14 protein-coding genes and 1 pseudogene are annotated in these 22,632 nt (G+C 64.5%); 10 read left to right on the top strand and 5 right to left on the bottom strand.

Annotated features, from left to right (window positions below):
• Positions 1 to 155: 155 nt before the first annotated feature.
• The gene (locus AC1Q6X_RS22025) at positions 156 to 2,501 is read right to left on the bottom strand and encodes a penicillin-binding protein 1A (protein ID WP_070221690.1); all 2,346 of its coding nucleotides are present in this window, start codon (positions 2,499 to 2,501) and stop codon (positions 156 to 158) included.
• A gap of 300 nt (positions 2,502 to 2,801) precedes the next feature.
• On the opposite strand from AC1Q6X_RS22025, the gene pilM reads away from it, so the two are divergent.
• The 10 genes and pseudogenes from pilM (at position 2,802) to AC1Q6X_RS21975 (ending at position 17,105) form a co-directional block, all read left to right on the top strand.
• The gene (pilM, locus tag AC1Q6X_RS22020) at positions 2,802 to 3,434 is read left to right on the top strand and encodes a pilus assembly protein PilM (protein WP_070292335.1); all 633 of its coding nucleotides are present in this window, start codon (positions 2,802 to 2,804) and stop codon (positions 3,432 to 3,434) included.
• Between the two features lie 5 nt (positions 3,435 to 3,439).
• On the top strand, positions 3,440 to 4,006 hold the full coding sequence (locus AC1Q6X_RS22015; RefSeq protein WP_492418409.1) for a PilN domain-containing protein: 567 nt from the start codon (positions 3,440 to 3,442) through the stop codon (positions 4,004 to 4,006).
• Positions 4,007 to 4,156: 150 nt separating this feature from the next.
• Positions 4,157 to 5,170 carry a pilus assembly protein PilP gene (locus tag AC1Q6X_RS22010; protein WP_492418408.1) on the top strand — a complete coding sequence of 338 codons (1,014 nt, stop codon included), beginning with the start codon at positions 4,157 to 4,159 and terminating at the stop codon, positions 5,168 to 5,170.
• A 92-nt stretch (positions 5,171 to 5,262) separates the two neighbouring features.
• Positions 5,263 to 6,588 (top strand): annotated as a pseudogene (locus tag AC1Q6X_RS22005) (type IV pilus secretin PilQ); the annotation flags it as partial.
• A gap of 112 nt (positions 6,589 to 6,700) precedes the next feature.
• Positions 6,701 to 8,878: a beta strand repeat-containing protein gene (locus AC1Q6X_RS22000; RefSeq protein WP_492498391.1), complete on the top strand. Its 2,178-nt coding sequence runs from the start codon at positions 6,701 to 6,703 to the stop codon at positions 8,876 to 8,878.
• Between the two features lie 39 nt (positions 8,879 to 8,917).
• Positions 8,918 to 10,537 (top strand): bifunctional shikimate kinase/3-dehydroquinate synthase AroKB, encoded by a 1,620-nt coding sequence (gene aroKB, locus AC1Q6X_RS21995; protein ID WP_070292465.1) that lies wholly within the window; start codon positions 8,918 to 8,920, stop codon positions 10,535 to 10,537.
• A 2-nt stretch (positions 10,538 to 10,539) separates the two neighbouring features.
• A complete protein-coding gene (locus AC1Q6X_RS21990; RefSeq protein ID WP_230506599.1) occupies positions 10,540 to 11,691 on the top strand; it encodes a deoxyguanosinetriphosphate triphosphohydrolase in 1,152 nt (383 codons plus the stop codon).
• 355 nt (positions 11,692 to 12,046) lie between these two features.
• Complete coding sequence (gene dsrO, locus AC1Q6X_RS21985; RefSeq protein ID WP_070221683.1) at positions 12,047 to 12,757, top strand: sulfate reduction electron transfer complex DsrMKJOP subunit DsrO; 711 nt, start codon at positions 12,047 to 12,049, stop codon at positions 12,755 to 12,757.
• A gap of 3 nt (positions 12,758 to 12,760) precedes the next feature.
• The gene (nrfD, locus tag AC1Q6X_RS21980; RefSeq protein ID WP_492498390.1) at positions 12,761 to 13,873 is read left to right on the top strand and encodes an NrfD/PsrC family molybdoenzyme membrane anchor subunit; all 1,113 of its coding nucleotides are present in this window, start codon (positions 12,761 to 12,763) and stop codon (positions 13,871 to 13,873) included.
• A gap of 10 nt (positions 13,874 to 13,883) precedes the next feature.
• Positions 13,884 to 17,105: a molybdopterin dinucleotide binding domain-containing protein gene (locus AC1Q6X_RS21975; protein ID WP_492498389.1), complete on the top strand. Its 3,222-nt coding sequence runs from the start codon at positions 13,884 to 13,886 to the stop codon at positions 17,103 to 17,105.
• On the opposite strand, the gene AC1Q6X_RS21970 is transcribed toward AC1Q6X_RS21975, so the two are convergent.
• From AC1Q6X_RS21970 to AC1Q6X_RS21955, 4 genes are read right to left on the bottom strand one after another with little or no spacing between them, the layout of a single operon-like run.
• Positions 17,102 to 17,725, bottom strand: a complete 624-nt coding sequence (locus tag AC1Q6X_RS21970) for a response regulator transcription factor (RefSeq protein ID WP_070221680.1) — start codon at positions 17,723 to 17,725, stop codon at positions 17,102 to 17,104. The two genes, AC1Q6X_RS21975 and AC1Q6X_RS21970, sit on opposite strands and share 4 nt — an antisense overlap.
• The gene (locus tag AC1Q6X_RS21965; RefSeq protein ID WP_492498388.1) at positions 17,722 to 19,524 is read right to left on the bottom strand and encodes a sensor histidine kinase; all 1,803 of its coding nucleotides are present in this window, start codon (positions 19,522 to 19,524) and stop codon (positions 17,722 to 17,724) included. The genes AC1Q6X_RS21970 and AC1Q6X_RS21965 overlap by 4 nt, the downstream gene beginning before the upstream one ends.
• Positions 19,524 to 20,687, bottom strand: a complete 1,164-nt coding sequence (gene mutY, locus AC1Q6X_RS21960; protein WP_492498387.1) for an A/G-specific adenine glycosylase — start codon at positions 20,685 to 20,687, stop codon at positions 19,524 to 19,526. The genes AC1Q6X_RS21965 and mutY overlap by 1 nt, the downstream gene beginning before the upstream one ends.
• A gap of 34 nt (positions 20,688 to 20,721) precedes the next feature.
• Positions 20,722 to 22,623 (bottom strand): dynamin family protein, encoded by a 1,902-nt coding sequence (locus AC1Q6X_RS21955; protein ID WP_070221677.1) that lies wholly within the window; start codon positions 22,621 to 22,623, stop codon positions 20,722 to 20,724.
• Between the last annotated feature and the right edge of the window lie 9 nt (positions 22,624 to 22,632).

Raw genomic sequence — 22,632 nt, 5'->3', positions numbered from 1 at the left:
AGTACAAAACGCCCGATGCGGTGCATCGGGCGTTTGTGCAGCAATAAATACTGTCAACCTATTTTAGGACTGGACAGTAATCCGACAACATTTGGCGCCGGCGTGGTGTCGGGTGACGGCCTGCGGCCTAACCCGACCTACTCCATGCGCTGCCGTCAGAACAACTCGTTCTTCACGGCTTCTTTCGCCTTTTCTTCTTCCGGCGTACCGCGCGCCGCGCCTTCCAGGCTGCCGACGCCCGTGCCCGGCGGATTTTCCGCATAGTAGTACTCATCGCCCACGCGGATCAGGCCTTCCGGCACGGCGCGCTCCTCGACGGGAATGCTTTTCAGGGCTTTCGCCATGTAGCTGATCCAGATCGGCAAGGCCAGGCCGCCGCCCGTTTCCCGGTTGCCCAGGTTGCGCGGCTGGTCGTAGCCGATCCAGGCGATGCCCACCAGCTTGGCCTGGTAGCCGGCGAACCACGCATCGATGGAATCGTTGGTCGTACCCGTCTTGCCGGCCAGGTCAGGGCGCTTCAATGCCATGGCTTTATTGGCCGTGCCGAAGCGCACGACGTCGTTGAGCATGCTATTCATCATGAAGGCATTGCGCTCGTCGATAACGCGGTTGGCTTCCTCGCCCGCCAGGTCCGGCTTGGCTTGCGACAGGACATTGCCGTCGCTGTCGGTCACCTTGGCGATCAGGTACGGGTTGATCTTGTAGCCGCCGTTGGCGAACACGGCGTAGGCGCCGGCCATCTGCAGGGGCGTCACGTTGCCGGCGCCCAGGGCCAGGGTCAGGTACGGCGGGTTCTTGTCCGCGTCAAAGCCGAAGCGCGTCGCGTATTCCTGGCCATACTTGGCGCCGATCTTGTGCAGGATGCGGATGGAAATCATGTTCTTCGATTTCATCAAGCCCTTGCGCATGGTCATCGGGCCATCGTATTTGCTGTCGTAGTTCTTCGGTTCCCACGCCTGGCCGCCCGTCTGGCCCGCGTCGAACGAGATGGGCGCATCGTTGATGATGGTGGCCGGCGACAGGCCCCGTTCCAGCGAGGCGGAATAGATGAAGGGCTTGAACGCGGAACCGGGCTGGCGCCACGCCTGCGTGACGTGGTTGAACTTGTTGCGGTTGTAATCGAAGCCGCCCACCATGGCGCGGATGGCGCCGTCCGTGGTGCTGGCCGAGATGAATGCCGATTGCACTTCCGGCATCTGCGTCAGGACCCAGGCGTTGTTTTCCTGCATGACACGGATCACGGCGCCACGCTTGATGCGGCGGTTCGGCGCCGCTTTTTCCGACAGCCAGGCCGCGCCGAAGGTCAGGCCGGGGCCGGTAATGGTGATTTCCTCGCCGGCCGAGGTGACAGCCTGCAACGATTTGGGCGAGGCTTGCAGCACCATGGCGGCGATGATGTCGTCGCTGTCCGGGTGGTCGGCCAGCTCCGTCTCGATCGCGTCATCGGCTTCGGCCTTGGTCTTCGGAATCTCGATATACGCTTCCGGGCCGCGGTAGCCGTGGCGTTTTTCGTAATCCATGACGCCCTTGCGCAAGGCGATGTAGGCGGCGTCCTGGTCGGCCTTGGTGATGGTGGTGTAGACGTTCAGGCCGCGCGTATAGGTGTCTTCCTTGAATTGCTCGTAGACCAGCTGGCGCGCCATTTCCGACACATATTCCGCGTGCACGCCGAAGGCGCTGCTGTCGGTTTTCACTTTCAGCTCTTCATTTTTCGCTTCTTCGTACTGCGCCGGCGTGATGTAGCCCAGTTGCGCCATGCGCTGCAGAATGTATTGCTGGCGCATGCGCGCGCGTTTCGGATTGACGACGGGATTGTAGGCGGACGGCGCTTTCGGCAAGCCGGCCAGCATGGCCGCTTCGGCCACGGTGAGGTCCTGGATATTCTTGCCGAAATAGATTTGCGCGGCCGAGGCGAAGCCGTAGGCGCGCTGTCCCAGATAAATCTGGTTCATATACACTTCGAGGATCTGGTCCTTGCTGAGGTTTTTCTCGATCTTCCATGCCAGCAAGACTTCATACGCCTTGCGTTTCAAGGTCTGTTCGCTGGACAGGAAGAAATTGCGCGCCACCTGCTGCGTGATGGTCGAGGCGCCTTGCTTGGCGCCGCCCGTCAGGTTGTGCAGGGCAGCGCGCGTGATGCCCAGGTAATCGACGCCGCCATGCTCATAGAAGCGGTCATCTTCGATGGCCAGCACGGCTTTCTTCATGACATCGGGAATATCCTTGATGTGCACCATGTTGCGCCGTTCCTCGCCGAACTCGCCGATCAGCACACTGTCGGACGTGAACACGCGCAGCGGCATCTTGGGCTTGTAATCGGTCAAGGTATCGAGCGCCGGCAGGTTCGGATAGGCCATGGCCAGACCGAAGACCACCAGCAACACGCCGACGATGCCCAGGCCCAGCAGCGATGCCAGGGCCATCAGCAGGAAACGTTTGGGTTTGCTGCCCTTGGTGGGCGGCTTCGAGCCAGCGGGGCCAGCGGATTTTGAAGATGTCATGCGTCGTATGTCTTTCGGTTAATTATGCCGGCCAATTATAAGCGAGCTTGCCGGGGTGGCAGCGCGCCGTGGCGCTTGCCGGGGGAGTGTTGAAACTTGCCGATACTCTATATAAGCGTGTATTGGCCCGCTGGCAACCAGGATTTGGTAACAATTATCCTGCGCCAGATCACGGCCCCGCCAGATAGGCGCCGCGCGCCGCAGACACCAGCGTGAAATCCGTTTACAAGCCAGCGCTGCCGGGACTAGGCTTGCGGATGGCAGGACTTCCTTCCACGCTGACGTTTCTCTATGAAAAACATGTCCATCAGCAGTCTTCTTGGCACCGGCTTGCTGGGCGTCGACATCGCGGACGACGCCGTGCGCGTGGTCGAGTTGATACGCCGGCGGGGAACACTGGCGTGCCGGCATTGCGGCAGCGCCGCGCTGGCGGCAGGAGTAATGCGTGAGGGCATGATCGAAGATCTGCAGGGCCTGGCTGCCGCCGTGCGCCTGGCATGCCGCGACAGTGGCAGCGGCTGCACGCGCGTGGCGCTGGCCATGCCGGCCACGGCCCTGATCACGCATGCGATCCGCCTGCCTGCCGGATTGCCGGAGGAACAACTGGAAATCCTCGTGGAACTGGAAGCGGGACAATACATGCCGTTTGCGCTGGAAGACGCCAACCTGGATTTTTTCATTCTCGGCCCTGCGCCGCCGCTTGCCGGCCAGACCGGCAGCGAGATCGACGTGTTGCTGGTGGCGGCGCGGCGCGCCAGCGTGCAGCGCCGTCTCGATGCGGCCAAGGCGGCCGGCTTGACGCCCGTCATTATGGATAGCGAGGCGCTTGCCTTGCAGGCGGCGCTCGCGCAGGGCGGCTGGCAAGCCTTGCCCGGCGGCGGCCTGAACTATCAACTGGCCTGGGGCCTGGCCATGCACCGGTACGCCCGATGAAGGCCGTGGCGGAAGTGCCATGCATCAATCTTTTGCCGTATCGCCAGGCGGCACGCCGCAGGCGTATTCAGCGGCTGCTGTGGCAACTGGCCGGCGGGGCGCTGTTGGGATTGCTGACGGCCTTGGCGGCGGGTGCCTGGCTGCAGCACCAGCTCGACGTGCAGTTGCAACGCCAGGAGGGCTGGCGCCATGCCATGCAGCAAGTCAATACGGTCCTTGTCACAGGCAAGCGCGTGCAGGGCGAGACGGCGGCCCTGCTGCTGCGCCAGCAAGCCATTGCCAGTCTGCAAGAGCAGCGCGATGCCTGGGTGCGCATGCTGGCGGCCCTGGCCCAGGCGATGCCGGCTGGCGTCGCCCTGCACAGTGTGCGCCAGGAAACGGCGATGGTGCGCCTGCAAGGGCAGGCCGTTTCGCAGGAAAAGGTCGCGGCACTATTATTGGCGCTGGCGCAGGCCGCGCCTTGGTCCCGGCCGGAAGTGATGGAAGTGCGCGGCGCGGCCGATGGCGCCGTGGAATGGACGATACGGCTGGCTTTGGCACCCGCTGGACAATCTTGGAGCCTATCCCAGTAGGGAGTGTCTTTTGCAGGCAGCACATCAGGAGCGCGGACAAGGCGCGAGGAGGACGCGTGGCGAGCCACGCGACGACTCCCCGCTTCTGAGGGGCGCTTGCAAGAGATGTATTCATCTACTGGGATAGGCTCTTAGTCGTGGAGGTTGATCATGCTGAGCTTGAAGACCGCGTCACTGTGGCCGCTGCCGGCGCGCCTTGCTTGCGCTGCGCTGGCCGGCATGCTGCTGACTGCCCTGCTGCACGCCACATGGCTCGATGGACTGATGGCTGCAGTGCGATTGGCGCACAGTGAGGAAGCCCGCTTGCGCGCCGATTATCTGGCGGCGCAGGCCAGGGCAAAGCAGTTGCCGCAGTGGCGTGCAGAGCAGCGTCAGGCCGGCGCCGAGCTGGCCCTGCTGGAACAGCAACTGCCTGACCAGCAGGCGATGGCGGCGCTGTTGACGGACATTAATGCCGCCGGCCGGTCGCGCGGGCTGCAATTTTCACTGTTCAAGCCGGGCGCGGCGCGGCCGCAAGCGCCGTATGTCGCCTTGCCGATCACGATACAGTTGCGTGGCGGCTACCACGCCATGGGCGCGCTGCTGGCAGACCTGGCGCGCCTGCCGCGCATCGTCACGGTGCATGCGCTGGCCTTGACCCTTGGCAAGGATCGCTTGTTGACCCTGGATGCCGTGTTGCAGGCGTATCGTTTGCCCGAAGCGGGGGAGCGGGCGGCGCAAGCGGCATTGCCTTCAAAGGGCAGTGCGCCGGCATGGCGCCCGCTTGCCGCTGTCGCGCCGCATCCTTACGAGGCGGCGGCCCTGGCCGATCCATTTAATGCCTTGCCGCCCGCGCCCGGACAGCGTGGGGGCGTGGCGGGACCCGATCCGCGCCGGGTGCGCGAGCCGCTGGAAAGCGTGGCCTTGCCTGCCATCACCATGGTCGGCAGCGTGCAACAGGACGGGCGCCTGAACGCGCTGCTGCTGGCGGGCCAGCGCATGTACCGGGTGGCCGTGGGCCAGTATCTGGGGCAAGACCACGGTGTGGTGACGGGCATCAGTGAACAGGCCGTGCAGTACCGTGAATTGCTGCGCGAGGCGGATGGCCCCTGGCGCGAGCGGCGCGGCAGCCTGGCCTTGCAGGTGGCAGGGGCGAAGGCCAGCCTGCCCGAGGCGGCGCCATGAGGCCGCTCCGCATGCTCGTGGCCGCCATGCTGTGTCTGCATGCCGGTGTCCTTGCCCAGGAGGCGGTGGTGCAGGTGACGGCGCCGCGTCTGTATGCGGGCGACAAAATTTCCGTCGATTTCCAGAACGTGGGCGTGCGCGCGGCCTTGCACATCCTGGCCGATGCGTCCGGGCAAAACATCATCGCCAGCGACAGCGTGGCGGGCAATGTAACCCTGCGCCTGCGCGACTTGCCGTGGGACCAGGCGCTCGACGTGCTGCTGCAGGCCAAGGGCCTGGACATGCGGCGCAATGGCAACGTGCTGTGGATTGCGCCGCGTGAGGAAATCCTCGCGCGCGAAAAACTGGAGCTCGAAACGCGCGCGCAGATCGCGGAACTTGAACCCTTGCAATCAAACATCTTCCAGCTCAATTACCAGAAAGCCGAAGCGTTCCGTACCGTGTTCGGCCTGGACGCGGGGGAAGGGCGCAGCCGGCTGCTGTCGCGCCGTGGCAGCGTGCTGATCGAGCCGCGCACGAATCAGCTGTTCGTCACCGACGTGCCGGCGCGCCTGGAACAGATCCGTCAGCTGATCGCCAAGACGGATATTCCAACCCGACAAGTCATGATCGAGGCGCGCATCGTCGAGGCGAACGACAGTTTCAGCCGCAACCTGGGCGCGCGCCTCGGTTTTACGGACCAGCGGCTGGCGGCGGGCCAGGTGCCCGGTTTTTCGCTGGGCGGCAGCGGACGCCGCGCGGCCATCGGCGGCACGTATCAGGGCGTGGGCGAGGCGACGGGGCAAACGGTGGCGGGCAGCGGCGCCTTCGTGCCGAACACGCAATTCGTCAACTTGCCGGCCGCCAGCATCAATGGCTTGCAGCCGGCCAGCTTCGCCCTGAGCCTGTTTTCGGCGGCCGCCAACCGCTTTCTGAACCTGGAGTTGTCCGCGCTGGAAGCGGACGGCAGGGGCAAGATCATTTCCAGCCCCCGCGTGGTGACGGCCGACAAGGTGCTGGCGCTGATCGAGCAGGGCATCGAACTGCCGTACCAGGTGGCCACCAGCAGCGGCGCCACGTCGATCACGTTTCGCAAGGCGAACCTGCGTCTGGAAGTGACGCCGCAAATTACGCCCGACGGCAACGTGGTGCTGGAAGTGGACGTCAACAAGGACAGTGTGGGCCAGGAAACACGCTCCGGTTTCGCCATCGACACCAAGCACGTGCGCACGCAAGTGATGGTGGAAGATGGCGGAACCGTGGTGCTGGGCGGTATTTATCAGCAATCGGAGCGGGGCACGGACAGCAAGGTGCCGCTGCTGGGCGACATCCCCGTGTTTGGTGTTTTTTTCCGCAGCACGGGCCGCAGTCAAGAAAAAACGGAACTGATGGTGTTTATTACGCCGAAAATAGTGGCAGATCGGCCAGCAACACGTTAATGTCACATCTTTACGTTTAAGTAACAATGCAAACGAAAGCGGACTGATGGCGACTATGCGGAATTTTTCTTTTGGCAATACTTCTTGGAGTAGGGTATCGAATTGGCTGGTCATGCTGGCGCTGGGCTCCCTGCTGGCCGCCTGCGGCGGCGGCGGCGGTGATCCGACCCTGGGTACGCCTGGCGGCGCGAACAGCGGCGTTGCCAGCATCTCGCTCGTGGCCAGCGCCACGACGATTGTTGCCTCGGGCGCCGACGGCACGGAAGTCACGCTGACGGCAATTGTGAAAAATGCAAGCAATAACGCCCTGAGTGGCCAGACGGTTGCCTTCACGGCCAGTTCGGGCACGATCAGCAACACGACGCGCGTCACGGATGCCAACGGCACCGTGGTTGAAAAGCTCAGCGTGAAAGGCGACGCGACCTTGCGCGACATCACGATCAGTGCCAGCAGCGGCGGTATCACGTCCGCTCCGGTCGTCGTCAAGGTAGTGCCGGTCACGTCCGGTATCGCGACTCTGTTGCTGACTTCTTCCAGTGGCACCCTGGCTTCGTCGGGCGGTACCGCGGTCAATGTCATCGCCTTTGTCAAGGACGCCAATAATGCGATAGTGCCCAATGCCAACGTCACCTTCAAAGCAGATTCGGGTGCGCTGGGCGCAACGGTGGTCAGTACCAATGCGCAAGGGCAGGCTATCGTCAGCCTCAACACGGGCGGCGACGCCAGCCTGCGCACGATCAAGGTCAGCGCCAGTGCCGGTGCGCAGACGGCCGATACCGAGATCAGTGTCACTGGCACGAAACTGGCCGCCAATGCCTTTTCGTCGACCAACCTGAAAACGAGTACCGACATGGTGGTCAAGCTGGTCGACTCCAGCGGCAATGCGCTGGTGGGCAAGCCGGTCACCTTCAGTGCGCAGATCAATCCGCTGACGGTCAAGGGCGGCGGCGCCAGCCCGGCATTGACGGACAATAATGGGCAGCTGGTCTTGAGTTACAACGCTCAATCCGGTACCAGCGATACGATCACCATCAAGGCCCAGGGCGACAGCCTGGCCATGCCCGTGGCGATCAATGCGGCCAATTTCACGATCAACGCAGTCACCGGTGCCAATGTTGCGCTGACAACACTGGCAACGCGAACCTGCTACGCGATCAGCGTACACAGCGATGTGGCCGGCACACCGCAAACGGGCAATGTCCGTTTCAGCACTTCCCGCGGCACAATTTACCAGGATGCCGGCTGCGCCACGCCGTTGCTGGCGCCGCTGCCGCTCGTTGGCGGCAATGCCATCGCCTACGTGCAGGCTGCCGGCGCGGGCCGCACGTCGCTGACTGCCAGGAACGAGGGCACGGGCGTGTCGGTGCAGGCCGACGTGGAATTCGTCGCTCCGCTCACGCCACAGGCAACCATCACCTTGCAGGCCGACCCTGCGGTGATCGGCGCCAATACGGCAGGCAGCACCTCCCAGCGCAGCTCCCTTCGCGCCGTCGTGCGTGATGGCACGGCGGAAAACAACCTCGTCAAGAATGCCCAGGTCGGCTTTACCATTCTGAGCGATGCCAGCGGTGGTTCCTTGAGCTCGCCGTCGGTGGTCAATACCGATAGCGACGGCATGGCCACGGTCAGCTATATTGCCGGTCAGGCCAGTACCGGCGTCGACGGCGTGATCGTCCAGGCGCAATTGCAGGGCGTATCGACGAGCAGCGCCACGGCCAAGCTGACGGTCACGAAGAAATCGCTGTTCATCAGCGCCGGCAGCGGCAACGTGCTCGATGGTACGGACAGCAGTACCTATCGCAAGACCTATACCGTGTTTGTGACGGACGCTGCGGGCAATCCGGTCCCTGACGTGATCATCACGGCTGCGGCCTGGCCCAAGTTTTATTACAAAGGCTATCTGCAGTATTCCGCGTCGGCAATCAGCTGGATCGTGGCGCAGCAAGTGGAATGCAAGAATGAGGACCAGAATCGTAACGGCATGCTCGACGCTAACGAAGATGAGAATAAAAACGGCTTCCTCGATCCTGGCATTCCGCTCAATCTGTCCACCGGAGGCAAGACCGACAGTAGCGGCACCACCACCGTGACGCTGACTTATCCGCGCGACAGGGCCAACTGGCTCAATGTCGAATTGACGATTCGTGGCAACAGTTCCGGGACGGAGGCAACTTATGTCGGTTACACTTTGCTTCCGGGACTGTTCTCGGACTTTAACCGCCAGGATGTGTCTCCGCCGGGCGTGAATAGTCCGTACGGGCAGGCGAATGTTTGTAGTGATTCAAAATAACTGTCGCAGCACATGCAAAATCTGTTTTTAGTAGGCCTCATGGGCGCAGGCAAAACCACAATCGGGCGCATCCTGGCCCGCAAGCTGGGCTTGCGCTTTGTCGATTCCGACCACGAAATCGAGGCACGCACGGGAGCGACCATCCCGTGGATCTTCGAGATCGAGGGCGAGGCCAGCTTTCGCCGGCGCGAGGCCGAGGTCATCCGCGACCTGAGCGCCCAGGAAGGGATCGTCATGGCCACGGGCGGCGGGGCGATCCTCAACGCCGACAGCCGCGCCTACCTGAAGGAGCGGGGCACGGTCGTGTACCTGCGCGCCAGCGTCAGCAACATCCTGGCGCGCACCAGCCACGACAAGAACCGCCCCCTGCTGCAGACGGCCGACCCGCGCAAGAAGCTGGAAGAATTGACGGCGCAACGCGAACCCCATTACATGGAAGTGGCCGACATTGTCATCGACACGGGCCGTCCTAACGTACAATCGATGGTTCAGACCATCCTGATGCAGCTGGCCAGCCTCGAGTGCGAGGCCTCGCCCAACTGCGTCATTCATGCAGAGCCTTCGATGAACGAGCAATCCAAAATGTTGTTGAGCGTAGACCTCGACGAACGCAGTTATCCGATCGCCATCGGTCCCGGCCTGCTGGCCGACGCCGATGCGCTGCTGCGCCATATCAGCGGCCACAAGGTGGCCATCGTCACCAATACCACCGTCGCGCCGCTGTACCTGGGCCGCCTGCAGGCGGCGCTGGCCAGCGATGGCCGCGAAGTGATCTGCATCGTCCTGCCGGACGGCGAAGAATATAAAAACTGGGCCAGCCTGATGCAGATCTTCGATGCGCTGCTGGCCAATAAATGCGACCGCAAGACCACGCTGGTGGCGCTGGGCGGCGGCGTGATCGGCGACCTGACCGGCTACGCGGCGGCCAGCTACATGCGCGGCATCGGCTTCGTGCAGGTGCCGACCACCCTGCTGGCGCAGGTCGATTCTTCCGTCGGCGGCAAGACGGGCATCAACCACCCGCTGGGCAAGAACATGATCGGCGCCTTCTACCAGCCGCGCGCCGTGATCGCCGACACCTCGACCCTGGAAACCCTGCCGGCGCGCGAGCTGTCGGCGGGCCTGGCCGAAGTGATCAAGCATGGCGCCATCATCGATGCCGCGTTTTTCGACTGGATCGAAGCGAACATGGACAAGCTGATGGCGCGCGACAAGGGTGCGCTCGCCTATGCGATCGCCCGCTCGTGCGAAATCAAGGCCGACGTCGTGCGTCAGGACGAGCGCGAAGGCGGCTTGCGCGCCATCCTGAACTTCGGACACACCTTCGGCCACGCCATCGAGGCGGGCCTGGGCTACGGTCACTGGCTGCACGGCGAAGCCGTCGGCTGCGGCATGGTGATGGCGGCCGACCTGTCCTGCCGCATGGGCTATATCGACCAGGCGGCCGTCGAGCGCGTGCGCAAGCTCGTCGCCGCCGCCGGCCTGCCGGTGAAAGCGCCGGACCTCGGTGTCGAGCGCTGGCTGGAATTGATGGAAGTGGACAAGAAGAACGAGGGCGGTGCCATCAAGTTCATCCTGTTGAAACCCTTGGGCAGCCCGTGCATCACGTCCGCGCCGCACGAACTGGTGCTGGCCACCCTGGCCGCCGGAGTGCAATAGGCATGACGCCGGAAGACGCCCTCGCCCAAGGATGGCTAGCCCCCTATGCCGCCCATTCGGCACAGGGGCAGGGACGTCGCTTTGCCGAGGCGGCGCACGCCTCGCGCAGCCAGTTCCAGCGCGACCGCGACCGCATCATCCATTCCTCGGCTTTCCGCCGCCTCGAATACAAGACCCAGGTTTTCCTCAATCACGAGGGAGACCTGTTCCGCACGCGCCTCACGCACAGCCTGGAAGTGGCACAGGTGGGCCGCTCCATCGCGCGCAACCTGCGCCTGAACGAAGACCTGGTCGAAGCCATCGCGCTCGCGCATGACCTGGGCCACACGCCGTTCGGCCACGTGGGCCAGGACGTGCTCAACGAGTGCATGCAGGCGCACGGCGGTTTCGAGCACAACCTGCAAAGCCTGCGCGTGGTCGACACGCTGGAAGAGCACTACGGCGCTTTCGATGGCTTGAACCTGATGTTCGAGACGCGCGAAGGCATATTAAAACATTGCTCGCTCGCGCATGCGCGCGAACTCGGTCCCGTGGCGCAGCGCTTTATCGACCGCACGCAACCGACGCTGGAAGCGCAGCTGACCAACCTGGCCGATGAAATCGCCTACAACAGCCACGATATCGACGATGGCCTGCGCTCGGGCCTGATCACCATCGCGCAGTTGGAAGAAGTGGAATTCTTCGGCCGCCTGTGGCACGACGTGCAGCAGGCGTTTCCCGGCCTGTCGGGCCGGCGCGCCATCTACGAAACCCTGCGCCGCCTGATCACGGCCCTGGCCGACGATCTGATCGTCACGTCGAATGCCCTGATCCTCGACGCCGCGCCGCGCGACGTCAGCGAAGTGCGCGCCAGTCCGCCGCTGATCCGTTTTTCGGACGCCATGCGCAAGGATGCGACGGAGCTGAAGCGCTTCCTGCGCGCGAACCTGTACCGCCACTACCAGGTCAACCGCATGCGCGTGAAGGCCAGCCGCATCGTGCGCGAACTGTACGACAGCTTCATGGCCGAACCGGCCCTGCTGCCGCCCGATTATCAGGTCAACGGCGATGATGTGACAAAGCAGGCGCGCAAGATCGCCGACTATATCGCCGGCATGACGGACCGCTACGCGATCCGCGAGCACCGCCGGCTTTATTCGCTCGACGAGCTGTAACGGTCACTGCGTGGACTGACATGCCCGCGACGCTTCATGTCGGGTTACGCCGTGCCGGCTAACCCGACCTACCTATGCAAGCGGTCATGGGGAATCTGACGTAGGTCGGATTAGCGCAGCGTAATCCGACATGTCTGCGCGATACCACGACACTTCATGCCAACAATGTTGTCGGATTACGCGCTGGCGCGCCTCGGCGGCCCCGCTAATCTGACCTACTCCGCATTGTCGATCCTGTCAATTGGCATGATCATCTAGGTCCCCGCACGATCACCCCAATATCCGTACGGCAACTTCTTTTCTATCATGGCAGCAAGTCAACAAGGGCTTGCCGCCCATCGTCAAGGAGAGTGTCATGATCGAATCGCGCCGCAGTTTCTTGCGCGCCTTGCCAGCCGTTACCATTGGGGCGGCCATCGCGCCGCTGCCAGGCAAGGCCGCCACCAGGGGCGAAGGCGGCCAGCGCTGGGCGATGGTGGTCGATGTGCAGAAATGCATCGGCTGCCAGGCGTGCACGGTCTCCTGCATCATGGAAAACGCCGTGCCGGAAAACAGCTTTCGCACCGTCGTCTCGACCTATGAAGTCAAGGAAGAGAACCGCTGCGGCACCTACATGCTGCCGCGCCTGTGCAATCACTGCGCCAATCCTCCCTGCATCCCCGTCTGTCCCGTGGGCGCCACCTTCCAGCGCAAGGATGGCGTCGTCGTCGTCGATGGCGACCGTTGCGTGGGCTGCGCCTACTGCGTGCAGGCCTGCCCCTACGATGCGCGCTTCATCAACCACGAGACGGGCAAGGCCGACAAATGCACGTTCTGCGCACACCGCGTCGACGAAGGCCTGCTGCCGGCCTGCGTGGAAACCTGCGTGGGCGGCGCGCGCATCTTCGGCGACCTCAATGATCCGGACAGCATGGTGCACCAGCTGCTCAGCGAGAACAAGGTGAAGGTGCTCAAGCCTGAACAGGGTACCCAGCCCCACGTGTTTTACCTGGGACTGGACACGCGCTTCGCCGGCCACGTCGAGGGCGAAGCGACACTTTGGCAACCGAGCAAACACGGGAAATAAACCATGGACAGCCACATCACCGAAATTGTCAACGTCACGCGCGAAGCGGCATGGCTGCCGTGGGCGGTGCAGTATTTTTTCCTCATCGGCCTCAGTTACGGCAGCTTCATGCTGACCCTGCCGTACTTCGTCTTCGGCCGCAAGGCGTATGAACGCCTGGGGCGCATCGCGCTGCTCGCGTCTCTCGTCTGCGGCATGACGGCGCCCGTGGCGCTGCTGGCCGACTTGCACGGGCCGGGCCGCTTCTACCATTTCTACATTTACTTCCAGCCGCAGTCGTGGATGTCGTGGGGCTCGTTCTTCATCCCCCTGTATCTGGGCTGTCTGATGCTGTACGCGTGGCTGGCGCTGCGCGGGGACTTCGCCACGCAGGGGCAGGGTCGGGACCGCCTGGCCTTTGCCTATCGGCTGCTGGGACGTGGCGGCGCCGCATCGCGCCAGGCCATCATCACCGCCGCCGCCTTCACCCTGCTCGCCGCCTTCGTGGTGGGGCTGTACACGGGCATGGAAGTTATGGTGGTGCGCGCCCGTCCACTGTGGTTCACGCCGTTCCTGCCGGCGCAATTTGCCGCCACGGCCTTTGTCGGGGCGGTAGGCCTGGCGCTGCTGTTCAACCGTTTCCTGCCGGGCCGCGACATGGAGCTGGAAGTGTCCTTGAACCGCGCGCTGGCCCTGTCGCTGGCGCTGGTGCTGGCATTGGGCGGCGGCTGGCTGTTCGTCAGCCTGTCCGGCGTAAGCGCCAGCCACAGCATGGCCTTTACCCAGGTGGCGGGCATGCCGCAATGGCAGTTCACGGCAGTCTGGGCCGTGCTGTCGTCGATCGTGCCGATGGCCCTGGCCATCTGGCGTCCCGCCACGAGTGGCCTGGTCAACGGCCTGATCGCGCTGCACAGCGCCTGGATGATGCGCTGGACGATTTTCATCGGCGGGCAGAACATCCCGAAGACGGGCGCGGGCCTGTACGACTACCACCTGCCGATGGGGAACGACGGCTTGATGGGGATTATCGGCACGGCCGGCCTGTGGATCGCGCTGCTGTTGCTGATGCTGGAATTTTTGCCATGGGCCGGACGCGTCGTCGCTGCACGCAGCCGTCCCGCCATGGCCACGCACTGAGGAGTCAACAATGAACGATCAAATACACAACGACGACCGCAACGACGTCCCTGAAGACGAAAACGACAAGCGCCGCAAGCTGCTGCGCTATGGCGCCATCGGCGGCGGGCTGGCCGCCTTTGCCGCCAGCTTTTCCACCACGGCCGGCCGCATGGTCGACCACGCGCTGGGCAAGGACAAACCCGTACAGCGCTTGCACGGCAATTCGCTGGCGCCTGAGTTTTCCGTCGACACGGCCACGGGCAAACTGACGGTCAATCCCGACCAGCAGGTCAGCTACACCATGTGCATGGGCTGCACCACGTTCTGCGGCGTGCGCGTGCGCCTGGATAAAAAAAGCGGCAAGGTGCTGCGCGTGGCCGGCAATCCGTACAGCCCCCTGTCGGCCGATCCGGCGCTGCCGTACCAGACCCCGATACGCGACAGCTTCATTTCCCTGTCGCGTTTCGAGGAAAAGGGCTTGAAGGGACGTTCCACCGCTTGCGGCCGCGGCAACGGCGTGCTGGAACAGATGGAGTCGCCGTTCCGCGTGCTGGCGCCCATGAAGCGCGTGGGACCGCGCGGCGGCGGCCAGTGGGAGCCGATCGCCTTCGACCAGTTGGTCAAGGAAGTGACGGAAGGCGGCGACCTGTTTGGCGAAGGCCACGTGCAGGGCTTGCGCGCCTTGCGCGAGCTGGAAAAACCGATCGATCCGGCGCAGCCGGAACTGGGTCCGCAAGTCAATCAGGTGGGCCTGATGTGCAGCACCGACGATGGCCGCCTGGCGTTCGGCACGCGTTTTTTCAAGCAATCGTACGGCAGTCTGAACCTGGTCAACCACGGCTCGTATTGCGGCGGCGCCTACCGCAGCGGCTCGGGCGCCATGTTCGGCGACATGAAGAAAATGCCGCATGCGAAAGTGGACTTGGAAAACACGGAGTTCTGCATCTTCGTCGGCACGGCGCCCGGCAATGCGGGCAACCCGTTCAAGCGCCAGGGCACCTTGATCGCGAAAGCCCGTTCGGGCAAGCGCGACTTCAGCTACGTCGTCGTCGACCCCGTGCTGACGAATGCGGACAGCCTGGCCGCGGGCGACCGCAGCCGCTGGGTGCCGATCAAGCCGGGCACGGATGGCGCGCTGGCCATGGCCATGATCCGCTGGATCATCGAGCACGAACGCTATGACCGCAACTTCCTCGTGCAGCCGAACCTGAAGGTGGCGGAAGCGGCAGGCGAAGCCGCCTGGTGCAACGCCACGCATCTGATCATCAGCGAGAAGGGCCATCCGCGCGACGGCCGCTATCTGCGCGCGTCGGACATCGGCGCGGTGGAACTGGCGGAAGAGGAGCGCTACAAGGATGGCGACGCGTTCTGCGTGATCGACGCGGCCACGCAAGCGATCGTGCCGCACAATGCCGCCAAGGGCGAAGCGCGCCTGTTCTTCGACGGCCCGCTGGACGTGGCCGGCGCGCCGCTGCACCTGAAGACGGCCATGACGATGCTCAACGAAGAAGCGCAGCGCCACAGCATGGAGGACTATTCCAGCGCCTGTGGCATCCCGCTTGACATCATCGAAGGCCTGGCGCAGGAACTGACCAGCCATGGCAAGCGCGCGGCCGTCAATGCGCACGGCGGCATGATGTCGGGCGCCGGTTTCTATAACGCGTATGCGCTGGTCATGCTCAATACCCTGATCGGCAACTTGAACCGCAAGGGCGGCACCCTCGTCAACGGCGGCAGCTTCAAGGATGCGAGCCCCGGCCCGCGCTACAACCTCGAAAGTTTCGACGGCGAGATCAAGGCGGCCGGCATGCCGATCGGGCGCAACGTGCCGTATGAAAAAACCTCGGAATTCAAGCTGAAGAAGGAAGCGGGCAAGGCGTATCCGGCCAAGGCGCCGTGGTATCCGAACGCGCCCGCGCTGGCCACCGAATGGCTCACCAGCGCCATGAACGGCTATCCGTACACCTTGAAGGCGCTGATCCTGTGGAGCTGCAATCCCGTCTACGGCATCACGGGCTTGCGCGCGCAGATCGGCAAGGAGCTGGCCGATCCGAAGAAGATTCCCCTGATCGTCGCCATCGACCCCTTCATCAATGAAAGCTCGGCGTTTGCCGACTATCTGCTGCCCGATACCTTGCTGTATGAAAGCTGGGGCTGGGCCGGCGCCTGGGGCGGCATGCCCGTCAAAATGAGCACGGCGCGCTGGCCCGTGGTCGAGCCGCGCGTGCAAAAGACGCCGGACGGCCAGAGCATCTGCATGGAATCGTTCTTCATCGCGCTGGCCAAAACGATGGCCTTGCCAGGCTTCGGCACGGAAGCCCTGCAGGACATGGAGGGCCAGCGCTTCCCCCTGCAGCGCGCGGAAGACTGGTATCTGCGCGGCGGCGCCAACATCGCCTGGCAAGGCAAGACGGCCGTGCCTGAGGCGAGCGACGACGATATCGCGCTGTCCGGCGTGGCGCGCATCCGCCCAGAACTGGAGCGCACCCTGAAGCCGGAAGAGTGGCGCAAGGTGGCCTTCATGCTGGCGCGGGGAGGGCGCTACCAGAGCTATGGCGAGATGTTCGGCCTGCGCCTGCCGCCGCCGGCGAATGCCAAGGCACCGGCGGCTGCCGCACCGGTCGTCGACGAGACGCCGTATCCGCAGGACTGGTCCACGCACCGCTACCTGAAACCGATGATGCTGTACAACGAGGGTCTGGGCGTGAGCAAGAACAGCTTGAGCGGCAAGCGTTTCCCCGGCACGCCCGCGTGGAGGGTGGCGGCTTTCGCCGACGGCACGCCCGTGCGCAAAACCTACCCGGCCAGCGAATGGCCGTACGAGTTGATCAGTTTTAAATCGGCGCTGCAAAACTCGTACAGCATCGGCGCGCGGCGCTTGCGCGGCATCCATCCGGACAACCCGGTCGCCGTGCATCCCGACGATGCGGCGCGCCTGAAGCTGGAAAATGGCGACCAGATTTATCTGGAGACGCCGGGTGGCAAGGCCAGGGCCACGGTGATGCTGCGCCATGGCGTGCAGCGCGGCGTGATCGCCGTCGAACACGGTTTCGGCCACAAGGAACACGGCGCGCGCGCCCACCGCATCGGCAAGCTGCGCCAGCCTGATGAACCGGCCATCGGCGCGGGCATCAACCTGAACGACCTGGGATTGACGGACCCAAGCCGCGGCGACAAGAACGTGTTCGTCGATCCCGTCTCGGGCACGTCGGTGCGGCAAGGGCTTCCTGCCCGCATCGTGCGGGCCTAGATTTGCCCACCCGCCATCAGCAGCCGGGCCACCTCGGCTGCTGAATGCAGGCCCAGTTTTTCCATCGCGTTATGGCGGTGCACCTGCACCGTCTTGTCGCTGATGCCCAGTTCGCGGGCGATGACTTTCGAGGCCTTGCCTTCGGCCATCAGCAGCGCCACTTCGCGCTCGCGCGCGGTGAGCCTCGCCAGCGCCGTTTGCGCCGTATTCGCGCTGGCGGCGCTGCGGCTTTCTTCCACGCTGCGGGCCACGGCACGCGAGACGGCGTCCAGCAATACCTGGTCCTTGCACGGCTTTTCCAGAAAATCGCAGGCGCCCGCCTTCATCGTCTGCACGGCCATGGCCAGGTCGCCGTGGCCGCTGAGGAAAATCACGGGCAGCGATATGGCGTGTCCGGTCCTGTTATTCAACTCCTGCTGCAGTTCCAGTCCGCTCATCAGCGGCATGCGCACATCGAGCAGCAGGCAGCCCGGTACATGGCCCTCGTAGCGCTGCAGGAAATCGCGCGCCGATTCGAACGTCTGCACTTGCCAGCCGGCCGAATCGAACAGATAGGCCAGCGAGCGGCGCATGGCGGCGTCGTCGTCGACGACAAAGATGATCGCATCGCTTTCGTTCATGGTGTTTCCTTATCTGCTTCCATATGCGTATCTTCGGGCAGGCGGAACCAGACCGTCAAGCCTGGCGCATCGGCGTTGGCGTGGGCCGACAGGCTGCCGCCGAACGACTCGATGATGCTTTTGCTGAGGGACATGCCCAGTCCCAGGCCTTCGGCCTTGGTGGTAAAGAAGGGCTCGAACAGGCGCGCCATCTGCGCCGCATCGAGGCCGCAGCCGGCGTCGCGCACGGCCACCGTGCAGGCGCCGTTTTCGCGGTGCAGCAGCACGCCGATCGGGTGCTGCGGATGGTCGTTTTCGACCTGCGCGTCGAGCGCATTTTTCAATAAATTGAGCAGCACCTGCTGCACCTGCTGCGGGTCGGCCAGCACCCGCGGTGCAGCGCTGGCCGCCTCGTGACGCCAGCTGATATTGGCTTGCGGATGGGCCGCGCGGAACAGCGATACCGCCTGCTCCACGGCGTCGGCCAGCGCGAAGGCCGTGCTGTGCGCGGGACGCTTTTGCGCCATCGCGCGGATGTGCCGGATGATGGCGCCCGCGCGCTCGCTTTGCGTGGCGATTTCCTGCGCGCCGTCGAGCAAGGGCGCCGCGTCGAGCCGTCCCGCCGTGATGCGGCGCGCCATGCCGCGCGCGAAATTGCCGATGGCCGCCAGCGGCTGGTTCAATTCGTGCGCGATGGCGCTGGCCATTTCGCCCAGGATGGCCAGGCGCGCCGTGTGGTCGAGCGTGGCCTGGCGCTGGCGCGCCTGTTCTTCCAGCGCGCGCTGCTGGTGCTGCGCCGCGCGCAATTGCTCCGTGCGCCGGCTGACCAGGTATTCCACGCGCACCGTATGCACGGCCCAGGCCACCAGCAAGGCCAACACCAGCAGCATCCAGCCCCAGTAGCGGCGCAGGGCCGTCTCGAACGTCAGCTTGTTCAGATAGGCGTAGGGGCCGATGCGCAGTTCGCGGAACAGTTCATCGACGATCTGGTAATCGCTGGGCACCGTCCAGCTGTAGCCTTCGCTGGTGCGCGGCATGGCCAGCAGGGCCTGCGCCACTTTTTTTGCCAGCGGGGGCGGCGTCTGGCGCAGGGCCACGAAGGGCCAGTCCGGATACAGCCGCGACGAGCTGGCGCAGCGAAAGCCGGGAATCGGACGCGTGGTGATGACGCGCAGTTCCTCGGCCCGCACTTCGCCGCGCGCCACCATCTGTTCCAGCAAACAGGTGCGCACGATGCCGGCGTCCATGCGGCCAGCACGCACGGCCTCGACGATCTGCTGCGAAGGAAAGCCGCTGTAGCGCAGGCTGGCAAAATCGTGCGTGGGATCGATGCCCGCTTCCTGCAGTTCGCGCGCGGCGATCTGGTAGCCGCCAAACGCGTCGGGCGCCACCGCCATCACGTTCTTGCCCGCCAGGTCGGCCAGGTCGTGCAGCGGCGACGCGCTGCGCACGACGATGGCCGAGCCGATGGCCTGGCGCGGCGAGTCCGTCCAAGGCGACTCCAGCGTGGCGATGCGGCTGGCGCCGTCACTGTGTTCGAGCGCCACGTAGTGGCCGCTGCTGGTGATGGCAAAGGCGATGGCCTGCGACTGCACGGCGCGCGTCAGGCCCGCCTGGTCGTAGTCGGCCAATGTAAAACGGATGCCGGGGATGCTGGCCTGCAGGTGGCGCGTCACGTACGACCAGTCCTGCTGCACGGCGTCGCCGCCCTTGTAGGCGAGCACGCCTATTCTCACCTCTGGTACCTCCGGCAGCGCGTCAGCCGCTTGCGTGCCGTGCAGACACAGCGCCGCCAGCGCCAGTGCAACAAGCCTGCGCACTAGAACATGCTGCGCTGCGCCGAACGCGCATCGCCGAACAGGTCCAGCAGCAGTTTCTTGATCGGTGCGGGCAGCGGCGCGTCGGCGATCTTCGCGCCGTCGTACCAGACGTGCGTCGCTTCCCCGGCAAGCGCCAGGCGGCGCGCCAGGGTGATGCGGCAGGGGACGATGTGCAGCTTGTAGTGGGTAAACACGTGCACGATGGGCAGCAAGCGCTCCTGCGTCTCGATGGCGCCGAACGGCGCCACGGCGCGCGCCAGCGCCCCCTGGCTTATCTCGCGCGGTGCGTCTTCATCTGCCAGCATATGGCCGTCGAGTTCGGGCAGCGACAGCAGGCCGCCCCAGATGCCCGAGCCGGGGCGCTGCTCCAGCAGCACCTGGCCGTCGTCGATGATGACGAGCATGACCGCATGTTTTTCCGGACTGGTTTTTTTGGGTTTGCGTACAGGTAAGTCTTTGACCCGATGGGTGGCGTAGGCCACGCAGCGCGGCTGCAGCGGGCAGCGGCCGCAATCGGGGCTGCTGCGCGTGCACAGGGTGGCGCCGAAGTCCATCAGGCCCTGCGTGTAGGCCTCGATACCTGTTTCAGGCAGCAGCGCTTCGGCGCGGCGCCACATGGCTTCCTCGACCCGTTTTTCGCCGGGATAGGCGTCGATGCCGAAGGTGCGCGCAAACACGCGCTTGACGTTGCCGTCCATGATGGCCGCGCGCGTGCCGCTGGAAAACGCGGAAATGGCGGCCGCCGTCGAGCGGCCGATGCCGGGCAGCTCGGCCAGTAGCAGCGGGTCGCTGGGGAACACGCCGTCATATTCGGCCACCACGCGCTGCGCGCACTTGTGCAGGTTGCGTGCCCGCGTGTAGTAACCGAGGCCGCTCCACTGCGCCATCACGTCTTCCACCGGGGCTGCGGCCAAATCGCGCAGGGTGGGGAAGCGTTCGAGGAAGCGCGCGTAGTAGCCGAGCACGGCGGTGACCTGCGTTTGCTGCAGCATGATTTCGGACAGCCAGATCAGGTAGGCGTCGCGCGTATTCTGCCACGGCAGCGCGTGGCGGCCATGCTGCTTTTGCCAGGCGATGACGGTGGCGGAAAAAGTCGGGTCGACGTAATCTTCCAAAGGTGCCGCGCCCGTGGCGGGCGAGAGCGGATGCAGCAGACGTTTCATGCAGGATTCCAGGGTTGTATTCAGTGCGTAGGGTTCATGCGGCGCTGGCCGCGCGCAAGGCGGCCAGCAATTGCGCCAGCTGCGCCTTGTCGCGTTCGAGCGCCGCCAGGCTCGCTTCGAAGCCGGCGATTTTCTGTTCCAGGCTGCCCGTGGCGTCGTGGATGCGCTGGATCGAGGCAAAGCGCAGTTTCAGCTGTTCCTTGTACTCGACGATCTGCGCTTCGAGCGGCGCCATGATGACTTTCAGCCAGGCGCTGGCGTCGTCGTTGGCGTTGGTGAAACTGCGTCGCACGCGCGAGGCGATGGTGTCGAAGAATTTTTCCATCAGCACGACGCGGCTGGTGGTGAGCAGGGTCGCCGTGCCGAACTGCTTATGGTAGACGGCTTCGATGTCGGCGATCTCCTGGCGGTAGCGGGCCAGCGAAAACGGCATCGGCAAGGCCAGCGCCAGGCCATGTTCGGAAGCGAATTTGCGGTACATCACGTTCATCATTTCGGTGATCTCGGCCGTCTTGCCTTCCGAACGGTCGAGGTTCTGGCCGATGCGCTCGAAATACTGGCGCACGGCTTCGCGCAGGCCCGTGAAAAAGCGGCTGCGCTGCATGGCGGCGCGCACGCCGTCGATATCGTCGCGCACGATGTCCATGCCCAGGCTCGTGTACAGCTCCGTCGACAGGCGGGTAAACACGGCGCGCGTCGCTTGCAGCTTGAACAGGCTGCTGTCGAATTCCTTCTTCTCGATGTCGATGCGCCGCATCATGTGGGCGATCACGCTCTGGTTCTTGCCGCGCAGGCTGTGCAGTTCGTGCAGTTGCTCGGCGATGCCGCGCGCGCGGGCCGCCGCCTGCACCTGCTGCGCCGCTTCGATGGCGTCCAGGTCGAACGCCAGCTGGCGCCGGATGATGTCCTTGCGCGCGGGAATCAGCTCCTCGAACAGGGCCGTCTCCAGCGCCTGCAGGCGGCTCTTTTCCAGCAGCGCCGCGTCGTGGTTGATCTTGCCCACCAGGGCCTTTTGCGCCGAGACGGGAAACACCTGGCCAGCGTCCAGCGTCAACAGGTGCGCCACGCTGGCCTGCTGGCGTTCGATGGCCTGCGCCACCTCGGCATCGCCGCGCAATTCATCCCACATGCTGTCGATCTTGTTGAGCACCACCAGGCGTCCCGCGCCGGCGCCGATATGGTTGCGCCACACTTCGATGTCGCTGCGCGTGACGCCCGTGTCGGCCGCCAGGATGAACAGCACCGCGTGCGCATTCGGGATCAGGTTCAGGGTCAGTTCCGGTTCCGTGCCGATGGCGTTCAAGCCCGGCGTGTCGAGGATGACCAGGCCCTGTTTCAGCAGCGGATGGGGGAAGTTGATGATGGCGTGGCGCCACATGGAAATTTCCACCTGGCCGTCCTCGTCGAGCATGGCGGGAGCGTCCGCATCGCCGGCGTCATACAGGCCGTAGCGCGCCGCTTCTTCCACGTTGACTTTTTTCGTCAGGCTGACCTGGCGGATGGCTTCCTGCATGTCGTCGCCCGCTTCGATATTCAGGGGCAGGACGGTCCAGGCGGCGGGCAGTTCGCGGTAGTCGCTGGTCGACAGGTTCTGCGCGCGCGTCTCGATGGGCAGCAGCCGGATCGATGGCGGCCAGGCCGCGTCGTACAGCAGCTCGGTGGGGCACATGGTGGTGCGGCCCGCGCCCGAGGGCAGGATGCGCTGGCCATAGCCGGCAAAGAAGATGGCGTTGATCAGCTCGGATTTGCCGCGCGAGAATTCCGCCACGAAGGCGACGGATAAACGGTCATCGAGCAGGCGGGAGCCACAGCGCGCCAGGCGCAGCGCGGAAGCGCCGTCGACCAGGCCCGCCGCGCTGGCGGCTTGCCGGTATGCCTGCAAGGCGGCCTGTACGTCCTGCCGCCATGCGCTGTATTGTTCCAGGTCTCTGACCATCTGGCTCCC

The sequence above is a fragment of the Janthinobacterium sp. GW823-FHT06H09 genome, from assembly GCF_058794735.1.
The sequence above is the reverse complement of the archived record's forward strand: the minus strand, read 5'-3'. Positions and strand labels throughout refer to the sequence as shown.